We start from the raw sequence: 10,602 nt of genomic DNA, 5'->3' as shown, positions 1-10,602 counted from the left end.
GGCCTGGTCGAATGCCGTTGCCGTGCCATCGGCGGGGGTGCGCCGGTCGCCTCCGGGAGGCGGGCGCGCCCCCGCCCGGGCCGGGGCCGCGGTGGAGGCGGGGTGTTCCCGGTGCGGCCGCCCGTACGGGCGGCCGCACCGGACCTGCGAGGGGTCAGGCTCGGGGGTCTGGCTCGACCAGGGCCTTGAGGCGGCCCAGGTGCTCGCGCCAGAACTCCTTGGCCCGGGCGCTCGACTCCGGGTCGGCCAGCCGGGACTGCTCCACCGCCACCGACACCCGGCCGGTGTCCTTGGCGGTGAGGTAGAGGACCACGCGGGTGCCGTCCTCCAGGTCGGCGGTGACCCGCCGGGGCGGGGTGTCCGAGAGCACCGTCAGTTCCAGGCCCGCCAGCCAGCGCTCGCGGATCTCCTGCCGCACGAACGCCGCGAAGATCTCCTCCATCGGCGCGCGCACCGTCTTGGCGGCGGTGGCCGAGTACCCGTCCTTGCGCTGGCCGGGTGCGCGCATCCCGCGCTCCTGCTCGTAGGCGACCGTCAGCGACTGCGCCCACCAGCCCGCGACGCCCCGCTCCTCGACCAGGTGGGCGGCGATCTCCTTGTGGGTGCGCCCGGTGGCGCCCCAGGCGTCCAGCACGGCGAACCACTCGTCGTAGTCGTGGCCGGTGCGCTCGCGCACCGCCTCGGAGGACACCCGGGCCCGCATCGCGGCGGTGGTCCCGGCGGCCCCGGCGCCCTCCGCGGGAACGCTCTGCGTGGTCGCGGTCTCCCCGCGCCCCTCCTGCGTGGGTCGCGACCCGGGGGCGGTCAGGTGGGCGGCGGTGGCCGTCTCCGGACCGGTGACGGCAGGCTTACTCTCTCCGGGCCGAACCCCTTCGGCGGACGGCCGAACGGCGGCCGCCTCCGGAGCCGTGGCGGAAGTGCTCTCCCCGGACCGGACCTGGTCGACGGGCGGCCGAGCGGCGGCGGTCTCCGCCATGGCGGCGGGGGTACTCTTCCCGGTCCTGTTCGCCGCGGCCCGGACCCCGTCGGCGGGCGGCGCGGACAGGCGGGAGGCGGCGGTCTCGGCCATGGCGGGGGCACCCGGCCCGGACGCGCGGACCTGCTCCGCCACGGGACCGGCCCCGTCGGGGATCAGGTGGGCGCGGGCCGCGGTGTAGCTCTCCCCGGTCTTGGCCATGCGGGTGCGCACCTGCTGCTTGAAGGACTTGTGCCTGGTCATGACGGCTCCTCGGCGACAGCGGACCGACCCACGCTCGTCCGCCCCGCCGGTAGGGCACATCAGACCGGCGTCCCGAGGACTCGAAGGTCCCCTTTGCCCCCTCTCAGCCGGCGGCGTGGGCACCGGAACCGGGGGTTGGGCGCGGGACGGCGCCGACTATCAGGATACTGCGCCCCCGCCGGTTTCTCCAGGGGCGCCCACCCCCTGTGGACAAGCGTGAAATGCCTGGTCAGGGGCGGTGGGCGCGGAACAGGACGTGCCCGGTCTCCCCCTCGGGCACGAACTCCTCGGCCTCCACCGCCAGCCCCGCCGCGGTGATCCACCCCCGGTAGTCGGCGGCGTCGCCCTGGCTCCACCACATCGGGACGCCGCCGCCCAGCCAGTCCCGGTCCGTCCCGGTCCAGGCGCGGTGTCCGGCGGTGGCCAGCAGGGTTCCCCCCGGGCGCAGCCACCGGCCGATCCGGCCCAGCAGCGCGGGCTGTTCGGCCAGCGGCAGGTGGATGAGCGCGTACAGGCACACCACCGCGTCCAGGGACTCCTCGGGCAGGTCCAGGGCGGCGGCGTCGGCCCGGTCGAACTCCGCGGCGGGCACCAGCTCGCGCGCCCGGGCGATCTGCACTCCGCTGATGTCCACCCCGCGCACCCGGTGCCCGGCCGCGGCCAGGTCGCGGGCCACCGGGACCCCGGTGCCGCAGCCCAGGTCCAGCACCCGGGCCGCCTCCGGCAGTCGGTCGAGCAGGTCGGTGATCCAGGGGCCGTACTTGGTGTCGCCGCCGAAGGCCTCGTCGTAGCGGTGGGACAGGGCGTCGTAGCCGCGCCGCACGGTCTCCTTGGGGTCCTGGTCCATGCCGGGGACGCTAGCCGGGCGGCCGGGGCCCGGGCGAGGGGTTTTCCGGGCCTCCCCCTTTCCAGCCCCGCCCCTTGCGGCCTCGTCCCGGGCCTCCGCACGGCCCTCGGCCCCCTTCGCCCCCATCCATAAGCCTCGGGTTATCCGGCGTTGCCGAAAGCGGCATTGTTCGCCGAACCGGGTTCGGCCAGGCTCGTGCCGACGCCCCCGGACCCACCCCGGCCATGCCTCGGGCCCGGCCCCGGGTCGGGTCCGGGGCGGCTCAGGGTCATCCCCGATGGATTCCTGGCCGCCCGTGCTAGATTCTGGCCATGCGGTCAAAAAATGAGACGGACGGTCAGAAAAGGTCCTTCATCGAGGAGGCCCGCCGGTCCCAGATCATCGCGGCGGCGATCGAGACCATCGCCGAGGCGGGCTACCCCAAGGCCTCCCTGGCCCGGATCGCGGCCAGGGCACAGGTCAGCAAGGGCGTCATCTCCTACCACTTCGCCGGAAAGGACGAGCTGATGGACCAGGTGGTCACCACGGTCTACACCGACATCGCCGAAACGCTCGTGCCCCGGCTCACCGAGCAGGAGAGCACCCTCGACGTCGTGCGCGCCCACGTCCTGGGGGTGGCCGAGTACGCCCTGGCCCACCCCGAGCGGCTGCGCGCGCTCACCGAGATCTTCGTGCACCACCGCGACGCCGACGGGGTCCCCATCTACGGCTCCATGGCCGCCGAGCCCCTGTACGAGTCCATGGAGGGGCTCTACCGGCAGGGGCAGGAGAGCGGGGAGATGCGGCCCTTCGACGTCCGGGTCATGGCGGTCACCCAGCAGGCGTCCATCGACGCGATGTTCGGCTACTGGATCGCCCGCCCCGACACCGACCTGCTCGCCCACGCCGGCGAGCTCGCCGACCTGCTAGTACGCGCGGTGCGCTCCGACTGAGCCCCGCGCACACCACATCCCCTTCGGACGAGGACACCATGTCACAGCACGCCCCACCCGACACGACCACCGGACCCGGCTCCGTGCCCCGCACCCGCCTGCACTACGTCGACAACCTGCGCGTGGCGATGACCGTCCTGGTCGTGCTCCACCACGCCGCCCTGACCTACAGCAACATCCCGGTGTGGTTCTACCTGGAGCCGGTGGGGGACGCCACGGCCGGGCTGCTGGACCTGTTCATCATCCTCAACCAGACCTACTTCATGGGTCTGTTCTTCCTGCTGGCGGGCTACTTCACGCCCGGTTCGGCGGACCGCAGGGGCGGGCGCGGGTTCGTGCGCGAGCGCCTGGTCCGCCTGGGGGTGCCGTTCCTGCTGTTCGTGCTGCTGGTGCGGCCGCTGCTGATGATCCCGCCGTACCAGAGCGCGGCCGCCGAGGGCCTGATCGGCGACATGCCGTTCTGGTTGTTCGCGATCGTGTCCTACGACCCGGGCCCGATGTGGTTCGTGGAGGTGCTGCTGGTCTTCGGCCTGGCCTACGCGCTCATCCGGCGGCTGCGCCGGGACCGCGCCCAGGAGCCGGCGCCGCGCCCGGCCGACGGCGCGCGGCTGCGCTGGCTGTGGCCGGTGGTGGGGTTCACCCTGGCGCTGGCCGCGGTGTCGTTCCTGTGGCGGTGGGTCAACCCGTCGCCGTACTACTGGCCGATCCTGGGCCTGCCCAGCCCCAACTACCTGCCCCAGTACATCGCGCTGTTCGTGGTGGGCGTCGTGGCGTTCCGCCACAACTGGTTCACCCGCCTGCCCGGCGCGGCCGGGTGGTACGGGGCGGTGACGGCGCTGGTGGCGCTGGTCGCGTTCTTCGTCGGCCAGGGGGTGCTGGCCGGCGGGGCCGAGGTCGCGGCGGGCACCCCGCAGGCGCTGGTCCTGATGGTGCTGGAGACCTTCCAGTCGGTGGGGACGATTCTGGCGCTGCTGGTGTTCTTCCGCCGGTTCGTCACCGGCGGCGGCCCGGTGGCCCGGTTCCTGTCCGACAACGCGTTCGCGGTGTACGTGCTGCACCCGCTGGTGCTGGTCGCCGGAGGGGTGCTGCTGGCCGGGTGGGAGGCGCCGGCGGCGGTGAAGTTCCTGGGCCTGTCCGCGTTGGCGGTGCCGGGCTGCTGGGCGCTGGCCGCGGCGGTCCGGGCGATCCCGGGTGCCAAGAAGATCCTCTGACCATCTGACCAGGGGTGAGGGGGCCGTCCCGTGTGGGGCGGCCCCCTTTTTTCGCGTGCCCGCCAGGGGCCGGGGCCGCTAGGGTGCGGGGATCGAGACGCCGTGGATTCAGCAGACCCGTGGAAAGGACCCGTGTGGCCACCCAGAAGGAACGCATGCTCGCCGGTGAGCTCTACCAGGCCGACGACCCCGAGATCCAGGCCGACGTCATGCGCGCCGAGCGCCTCATGGCGCGCTTCAACAACGCCTCCGTCGACGACCCCGGCCGCCGCGAGGTCCTGGCCGAACTGCTGGGGGAGCTGGGCGAGGACGCCTGGATCCGGCCGCCGCTGCGCGTGGACTTCGGCACCAACATCACGTTCGGCCCGCGTTCGTTCGCCAACTTCGGGGCGGTGATGCTGGACGTGGCGCCGATCCGGATCGGCGCGGACGTGCAGATCGGCCCCAACGTGCAGCTGCTGACGCCCACGCACCCGATCGAGCCGGGCCCGCGCCGCGACAAGTGGGAGGCGGCCGAGCCCATCACCATCGGCGACAACGTGTGGCTGGGCGGCGGCGTCATCGTCTGCCCGGGGGTGAGCATCGGGGAGAACACGGTGGTGGGCGCGGGTGCGGTGGTCAGCCGCGACCTGCCCGCGAACGTGGTCGCGGTGGGCAACCCGGCCCGGGTGATCCGCGAGATCGACCCCGACGCCTGACCGGGACCCGCCCCCGGCCCGGCGTGGAGGAGAGGGGGCCGTCCCCCGGTGTGGCGCCACCGGGGGACGGGGTCGGCGGGCCCCGGTCAGGAGGCCGCGGCGGTGGATTCCCCGGTGGCGAACTGGGTGCGGTACAGCTCCGCGTAGCGCCCGCCCAGGGCCAGCAGCGCGGTGTGGTCGCCGCGTTCGACGATGCGTCCGTCCTCCACGACCAGGATGGTGTCGGCGGCGCGGACGGTGGCCAGCCGGTGGGCGATGACCAGGGCGGTGCGCCCCTCCAGGGCCTCGGACAGGGCGGCCTGGACGGCGGCCTCGGAGGTGGAGTCCAGTGCCGAGGTGGCCTCGTCCAGGATGACCACCTCGGGGTCGCTCAGCAGCAGCCGGGCGATGGTCAGGCGCTGGCGCTCCCCGCCGGAGAACCGGTAGCCGCGCTCGCCCACGACGGTGTCCAGGCCGTCGGGCAGGGACGCCACCAGGTCGGCCAGGCGGGCGCGGCGCAGGGCGTCCCAGATCTCGGTGTCGGCGGCGTCGGGGCGGCCCAGGGTGAGGTTGGCGCGGATGGTCTCGTGGAACAGGTGGCCGTCCTGGGTGACCATGCCCAGCGCGGAGCGGATCGAGGCGAAGGACAGCCCGCGCACGTCGTGCCCGCCCAGGCGGACGGTGCCGGAGTCGGGGTCGTACAGGCGCGGGGCGAGCTGGGCGATGGTGGACTTGCCGGCCCCGGAGGAGCCGACCAGGGCGACGGTGGTGCCGGGCTCGACCGTGAAGGACACCTCGTGCAGGACCTCGCGGCCCTCGGAGGGGTCCAGGACGGCGACCTCCTCCAGGGAGGCCAGGGACACCTTGTCGGCGGCGGGGTAGGAGAAGGACACCCGGTCGAACTCCAGGGACACCGGGCCGGGCGCCAGGTCGGCGGCGCCGGGGACCTCGCGCACCAGCGGCTTCAGGTCCAGGATCTCGAAGACCCGGCTGAAGGCGACCAGGGCGCTCATGACCTCCACGCGGGCCCCGGCCAGGGCGGTCAGCGGCGCGTACAGGCGGGTGAGCAGCATGCCCATGGCCACGACGGTGCCGGCGTCGAGGCCGCCGGACAGGGCCTGGAAGCCGCCCAGCCCGTAGACCAGGGCCAGTGCCAGGGCCGAGACCAGGGTCAGGGCGGTGAAGAAAACCTCCTGGACCATGGCGGTGCGCACGCCGATGTCGCGGACGCGGTCGGCGCGGCGGGCGAACTCGGCGGATTCGCGCTCGGGGGAGCCGAAGAGCTTGACCAGGGTGGCGCCGGGTGCGGAGAACCGCTCGGTCATCTGGGTGCTCATGGCGGAGTTGTGCTGGGTGCGTTCGCGTTCGATGCGGGCCAGGCGGGCGCCCATGCGGCGGGCGGGGTAGACGAACACGGGCAGCATGGCCAGGGCGGCCAGGGTGATCCACCAGGACAGGGTGAGCATCACGGCCAGTGCCAGGACGAGGGTGACCAGGTTGCTGACCACTCCGGACAGGACGCTGCTGAAGGCGCGCTGGGCGCCGATGACGTCGTTGTTGAGGCGGCTGACCAGGGCTCCGGTGCGGGTGCGGGTGAAGAACGCGACCGGCATGCGCTGGACGTGGTCGTAGACGGTGGTGCGCAGGTCCAGGATGAGGCCTTCGCCGAGCCCGGCGGACAGGCGCCGCACGATCAGGCCCAGGGCGGCCTCCAGCAGGGCGACGGCGGCGATGAGCCCGGCCAGCAGCAGGACGGTGCGGGGCGCTCCGGCGTTGACGATGGTGTCCACGACCCGGCCGGCCAGCAGCGGGGAGGCGACGGCCAAGACGGCCACGGCCACGCTCAGGGCGAGGAACCAGGTCAGGACGCGGGTGTGGGGCCGGGCGAAGGCGGCGATGCGGCGCAGGACCGGTAAGGAGAAGGGACTGCGGTCCTCGCGGGCGTGCATGGCGTGGTAGATCGAGTTCCACGCGGCCATCTCCATGCTCATGGGCGGTCACCGGTTCCGTTCGCGGGAGGTTGCGGATACGGGAACGCTATGACCTCAACCAATGTTGAGGTCAATCCGTGCGCCCGCGCCTCCGCGCTCAGCCGACGAGGACGCCGAACCGCTCCAGGGCGCCGGTGAGCCACAGTCCCTGGCGCAGCACCAGGAAGCCGACGATGCCCACGATCCAGGGCAGGGCCTCGCGCCCGCCCGACTCCACCTTGGTCCGCCACTTCTCCAGGCGGGGGCGCAGCCGCTCGCCCAGCAGCCGGTGGCCGAGGTAGAGGAGCAGGCCCGGCGTGATCATGACGAGGGTGTAGGCGGCGAGCATCGGCAGCCAGGCGGCGGGGGACAGGCCGGCGGTGGTCATGATGCCGATCGCGCCGAAGTAGGGCAGGGCGGTGGCCCCCTCCAGCAGGCCGGTGCCCAGTCCCAGGGCGATCATCGCCCCGGTGCGCAGGGAGTCCGGGCGCCGGGTGCGCGGCTCGGTGGACATGAAGAACGAGTACACCAGCGCCGCGCCGCCCGCGGCGGTCAGGACCCAGCCCAGGGCGGTGTCGTCGAGCAGGTCGCCGACCCGGTCCAGGGCCAGGCCCGCGCCGAGCATGAGCGCGCAGCCCAGGGCGAAGTAGAACGCGGCGACGGTGCCCAGGTAGGCCAGCAGCGGGCGGGCGACCGAGCGCGATCCGCTCAGGACCACGAACAGGGAGACGCCGATGACGGCGGGGCTGAGGGTGTCCAGCAGGGCCAGTCCGGCGACCGGCAGCAGGACGTTCAGGGATGGCACGGGGGGTTCCTCCTAGCTTTTTCACACGGCTGTGCGAAATAAAATAACACGGATGTGTTAAAAAGGTGGCATGCCGAAGATCGTCGACCATGAACAACGTCGCCGTGAGCTCGCCGACGCCCTGTGGCGGATCGTCGCCGCCCAGGGCCCGGCCGGGGTGTCCATCCGCTCCGTGGCCGCCGAGGCGGGCTGGTCGCCGGGGGCGCTGCGCCACTACTTCCCCACCCGCGAGGAGCTGCTGCTGTTCGCGATGGACCTGTCCGAGGCGCGGGCGGTGGAGCGGATCACCCGCCTGCACGAGCGCCTGGACCCCGGCCTGCCCCTGCTGGAGAGGGTGGCCGCCTACGCCGAGCAGCTGGTGCCGCTGGACGACGAGCGCCGGGCCGAGTACCGGGCCTGGGAGTCCGCCGGGATCCTCAAGGAGCAGGACCGCGACCGCGATCGCCGCTGGCAGCAGCAGCGCGGGCTGTACCGCCACCTGGTCTCGGCGCTGGCCGGGGTCGAGGTGGGGGAGGACCCCGAGCGCCCCCACGCCGACCCCTGGGTGGAGGAGTGGTCCCAGCACCTGCAGTCGATCGTGGACGGCCTGGCCCTGCAGCTGATGGTCACCCCCGGCATGACCGACCCCGAGGACTGCCGCCGGCGGCTGCGCGCCTTTTTGGCCCGGGTCGCCGAGGCGGCCGCCCACCGTGAGAAGAACGCGGAGAATGGCGGCTGAATCGACCTTTGGTGGTCGATGTGGTGAAGGTCCGGATTCCGGGCACTGTGTTCGGGCCGTTAGGGTGTGAGCCCAGCTACACACCACGGGGGAGGCACGGGTGAGCACGGGCAGCACGGAGAAGGCCACCGGTCCGGAGTTGACCTACCGCCGAGCCGAGCGGGCCGACGTGCCCGCCCTGGTCGAGCTGGTCAACTCCTGCTACCGCGGCGACTCCTCCCGCCAGGGGTGGACCACCGAGGCCCACCTGCTGGAAGGCCAGCGGGTGGACGCCGACGGGCTGGCCGCGCTGCTGGAGCGCACCAACACCCTCATCCTGCTCGCCGAGGCCGACGGCGCCCTGGTGGCCTGCTGCGAGCTCCAGCGCGGGGTCAACGGCGCCTACTTCGGGATGTTCTCGGTGCGCCCCGACATCCAGGGCGGCGGCCTGGGGCGGCGCGTCCTGGCCGAGGCCGAGCGCACCGCCTCCCAGGAGTGGGGCTGCCGCCTCATGCGCATGAAGGTCCTCAAACAGCGCCCGGAGCTGATCGCCTGGTACGAGCGGCGCGGCTACACCAACACCGGCCGCACCGAGCCGTTCCCCTACGGGGACGAGGCGCTCGGGCTGCCGCGCCGCGACGACCTGGCCTTTGTGGAGCTGACCCGGGAGCTTCCCGCCTAGCGGGGCGGACCGGCGGGTCCGCCGACCGCCGGGGCGGCCCCGGGTCAGGAGCCGTCGGCTCCGGCCTCCAGGTTGGCCGACATCCGCTCCAGGACGTCCACTGCCGCCCGGTACTCCTCGGCTCCGATACCGCGCGAGATGCGCTCGCGGGATGCTTTGACCTTGGCGAACAGGTCCTCGTGCGCCCGCCGGCCCGCGGCGGTCAGCTCCAGGGCGACCAGTCCCTCCAGCCAGCCGCGCCGGCGCAGCTCCTCCACCGCGGGGGCCGCGCTCATCTCGCTCTCGTCCAGGAACGCGGCGAGCCTGCGGTCCAGGTCGGCCAGGGTGCCGGGCTCCTCGTACAGGGAGTGGAGCACCTGCCAGTGGCGGCGGCCCAGCGACTCGGTGGCCAGGGTCCGGTCGAAGTCGTTCTCGATGAGCCGGTCCAGGTGCTTGAGCCAGTAGCCGATGGGCAGGTCCGACATCTCTCCCCCTTTGGAGACAGTCACTTACTATCGACACCGGTAAAGATACATCTTTATGGGTCCGGTGTCTTCCCCCGTGTACGTCCTACCCGCCCGCTAACGTGACCGACATGTCCGACACCCCCGCCCCGCTGCGCATCCTCCGCGGTGGCGGCGGGCCGCCGGTGCGCTATGAGGCCATCGCGACCGGCCTGCGCACGGTGGCCGACCACGCCCTGGAGCCGGGCGCCACCGTGCACATGCCGCGCGTCGGCTGCGGCCTGGCCGGCGGCAGGTGGGAGCGCGTGGAGCCGCTGGTGCGCGGGGCCCTGTGCGCGCGGGGCGTGGCGGTGACCGTCTACGACGTGGACTGACCGGCGGACCGGTCGGCGGGCTGCCGGTCGGCGGGTTCGTGGACGGTGACCGTTCCGGCGGCGCCGTCCACGGTGATCGTCTGACCGGTGCGGATGCGCTCGGTGGCGTCGGGGACGCAGATCACCGCGGGGATGCCGTACTCCCTGGCCACGGTCGGCCCGTGCGCCATCACCGCGCCGGTCTCGGTGACCAGGCCGCCCGCGGTGAGGAACAGCGGCGTCCAGCCCGGGTCGGTGGTGGGCGCGATGAGGATCTCGCCGGGCTCGACGGACGCCTTCGCCGGGTCGCGGACCACGCGGGCGCGGCCGGTGACCCGTCCGGGGGCCGCGCCCGCGCCGGTGAGCGCGGGGCCGCCCGAGGTGCGGGCGGGCAGCAGGGCCTCCACGTCGGTGCCGTCGGAGAGCAGGGCGACGGGGACCCGGCGGCGGCGCAGCTCCCGGGCGTGGCGGGTGCGCCGCTGGGTGATCGCATCGCGCGGGTCGTGGCCGTGTTCGGCGATGGCGCGCAGCTCGGGCAGGTCGCAGAACATGACGTCGTCGGCGCGCTCCAGGAGCCCCCGCGCCTGGAGGTGGGCGCCGATCAGCAGCAGGCGGCGGCGCCGGTCGCGCAGCGCGTACAGTCCGGCGAACTTGCCCGCCTCGCGCAGCCCGGCCAGCTCGCGGGCCCGGCGCAGGAAGAAGGCGGCGATGCGGCCGCGCACCGGACGGGCGCGGCGCGCCCGCTCGGAGAGTTCGGCGAGCATCG

Annotated in this window: 12 protein-coding genes; 6 read left to right on the top strand and 6 right to left on the bottom strand. The window is 73.6% G+C overall.

From position 1 onward, the window contains the following. Window positions 1-154: 154 nt before the first annotated feature. Window positions 155-1,219, bottom strand: coding sequence for a hypothetical protein (locus ACJOT3_RS27080; protein ID WP_406975942.1), 1,065 nt, complete (start codon window positions 1,217-1,219; stop codon window positions 155-157). Between the two features lie 229 nt (window positions 1,220-1,448). Continuing rightward, on the bottom strand, window positions 1,449-2,066 hold the full coding sequence (locus ACJOT3_RS27075) for a class I SAM-dependent methyltransferase (protein WP_406975941.1): 618 nt from the start codon (window positions 2,064-2,066) through the stop codon (window positions 1,449-1,451). A gap of 311 nt (window positions 2,067-2,377) precedes the next feature. Between ACJOT3_RS27075 and ACJOT3_RS27070 the strand changes: the two genes are divergently transcribed. The 3 genes from ACJOT3_RS27070 (at window position 2,378) to ACJOT3_RS27060 (ending at window position 4,907) form a co-directional block, all read left to right on the top strand. Then, window positions 2,378-2,998, top strand: a complete 621-nt coding sequence (locus ACJOT3_RS27070) for a TetR/AcrR family transcriptional regulator (RefSeq protein ID WP_406975940.1) — start codon at window positions 2,378-2,380, stop codon at window positions 2,996-2,998. 38 nt (window positions 2,999-3,036) lie between these two features. Then, window positions 3,037-4,209, top strand: a complete 1,173-nt coding sequence (locus ACJOT3_RS27065) for an acyltransferase family protein (RefSeq protein ID WP_406975939.1) — start codon at window positions 3,037-3,039, stop codon at window positions 4,207-4,209. A gap of 155 nt (window positions 4,210-4,364) precedes the next feature. After that, entirely contained in the window at window positions 4,365-4,907 is a 543-nt protein-coding gene (locus ACJOT3_RS27060) for a sugar O-acetyltransferase (protein ID WP_406975943.1), read from the top strand. A gap of 86 nt (window positions 4,908-4,993) precedes the next feature. Here the strand turns inward: ACJOT3_RS27060 and ACJOT3_RS27055 are convergent, their stop codons facing one another. Together ACJOT3_RS27055 and ACJOT3_RS27050 are read right to left on the bottom strand one after the other, a co-directional pair. Further along, a complete protein-coding gene (locus tag ACJOT3_RS27055) occupies window positions 4,994-6,877 on the bottom strand; it encodes an ABC transporter ATP-binding protein (RefSeq protein ID WP_406975938.1) in 1,884 nt (627 codons plus the stop codon). Between the two features lie 97 nt (window positions 6,878-6,974). Then, entirely contained in the window at window positions 6,975-7,661 is a 687-nt protein-coding gene (locus tag ACJOT3_RS27050) for a GAP family protein (protein ID WP_406975937.1), read from the bottom strand. A 70-nt stretch (window positions 7,662-7,731) separates the two neighbouring features. On the opposite strand from ACJOT3_RS27050, the gene ACJOT3_RS27045 reads away from it, so the two are divergent. Together ACJOT3_RS27045 and ACJOT3_RS27040 are read left to right on the top strand one after the other, a co-directional pair. Beyond that, on the top strand, window positions 7,732-8,379 hold the full coding sequence (locus ACJOT3_RS27045) for a TetR/AcrR family transcriptional regulator (protein WP_406975936.1): 648 nt from the start codon (window positions 7,732-7,734) through the stop codon (window positions 8,377-8,379). A gap of 100 nt (window positions 8,380-8,479) precedes the next feature. Continuing rightward, window positions 8,480-9,040, top strand: a complete 561-nt coding sequence (locus ACJOT3_RS27040) for a GNAT family N-acetyltransferase (RefSeq protein ID WP_406975935.1) — start codon at window positions 8,480-8,482, stop codon at window positions 9,038-9,040. 44 nt (window positions 9,041-9,084) lie between these two features. On the opposite strand, the gene ACJOT3_RS27035 is transcribed toward ACJOT3_RS27040, so the two are convergent. Beyond that, window positions 9,085-9,504 carry a MarR family winged helix-turn-helix transcriptional regulator gene (locus ACJOT3_RS27035; RefSeq protein WP_406975934.1) on the bottom strand — a complete coding sequence of 140 codons (420 nt, stop codon included), beginning with the start codon at window positions 9,502-9,504 and terminating at the stop codon, window positions 9,085-9,087. 110 nt (window positions 9,505-9,614) lie between these two features. Here ACJOT3_RS27035 and ACJOT3_RS27030 point away from each other — a divergent pair, with 110 nt between their 5' ends. Then, window positions 9,615-9,857, top strand: a complete 243-nt coding sequence (locus ACJOT3_RS27030) for a macro domain-containing protein (RefSeq protein ID WP_406975933.1) — start codon at window positions 9,615-9,617, stop codon at window positions 9,855-9,857. Here the strand turns inward: ACJOT3_RS27030 and ACJOT3_RS27025 are convergent. Then, window positions 9,842-10,602 (bottom strand): PEP-utilizing enzyme (locus ACJOT3_RS27025; RefSeq protein ID WP_406975932.1); only part of this gene is annotated, 761 nt, incomplete at its 5' end. The genes ACJOT3_RS27030 and ACJOT3_RS27025 overlap by 16 nt on opposite strands.

It is taken from the genome of Nocardiopsis protaetiae (assembly GCF_045446735.1).
Classification (GTDB): domain Bacteria; phylum Actinomycetota; class Actinomycetes; order Streptosporangiales; family Streptosporangiaceae; genus Nocardiopsis; species Nocardiopsis protaetiae.
This window is presented reverse-complemented; position numbering and strand designations above follow the sequence as displayed.

What these genes read in the sequence shown, in the direction of transcription:
- ACJOT3_RS27080 (WP_406975942.1), bottom strand. Translation starts at nt 1,219, where the DNA reads ATGACCAGGCACAAGTCCTTCAAGCAGCAGGTGCGCACCCGCATGGCC.
- ACJOT3_RS27075 (WP_406975941.1), bottom strand. Translation starts at nt 2,066, where the DNA reads ATGGACCAGGACCCCAAGGAGACCGTGCGGCGCGGCTACGACGCCCTG.
- ACJOT3_RS27070 (WP_406975940.1), top strand. Translation starts at nt 2,378, where the DNA reads ATGCGGTCAAAAAATGAGACGGACGGTCAGAAAAGGTCCTTCATCGAG.
- ACJOT3_RS27065 (WP_406975939.1), top strand. Translation starts at nt 3,037, where the DNA reads ATGTCACAGCACGCCCCACCCGACACGACCACCGGACCCGGCTCCGTG.
- ACJOT3_RS27060 (WP_406975943.1), top strand. Translation starts at nt 4,365, where the DNA reads ATGCTCGCCGGTGAGCTCTACCAGGCCGACGACCCCGAGATCCAGGCC.
- ACJOT3_RS27055 (WP_406975938.1), bottom strand. Translation starts at nt 6,877, where the DNA reads ATGAGCATGGAGATGGCCGCGTGGAACTCGATCTACCACGCCATGCAC.
- ACJOT3_RS27045 (WP_406975936.1), top strand. Translation starts at nt 7,732, where the DNA reads ATGCCGAAGATCGTCGACCATGAACAACGTCGCCGTGAGCTCGCCGAC.
- ACJOT3_RS27035 (WP_406975934.1), bottom strand. Translation starts at nt 9,504, where the DNA reads ATGTCGGACCTGCCCATCGGCTACTGGCTCAAGCACCTGGACCGGCTC.
- ACJOT3_RS27030 (WP_406975933.1), top strand. Translation starts at nt 9,615, where the DNA reads ATGTCCGACACCCCCGCCCCGCTGCGCATCCTCCGCGGTGGCGGCGGG.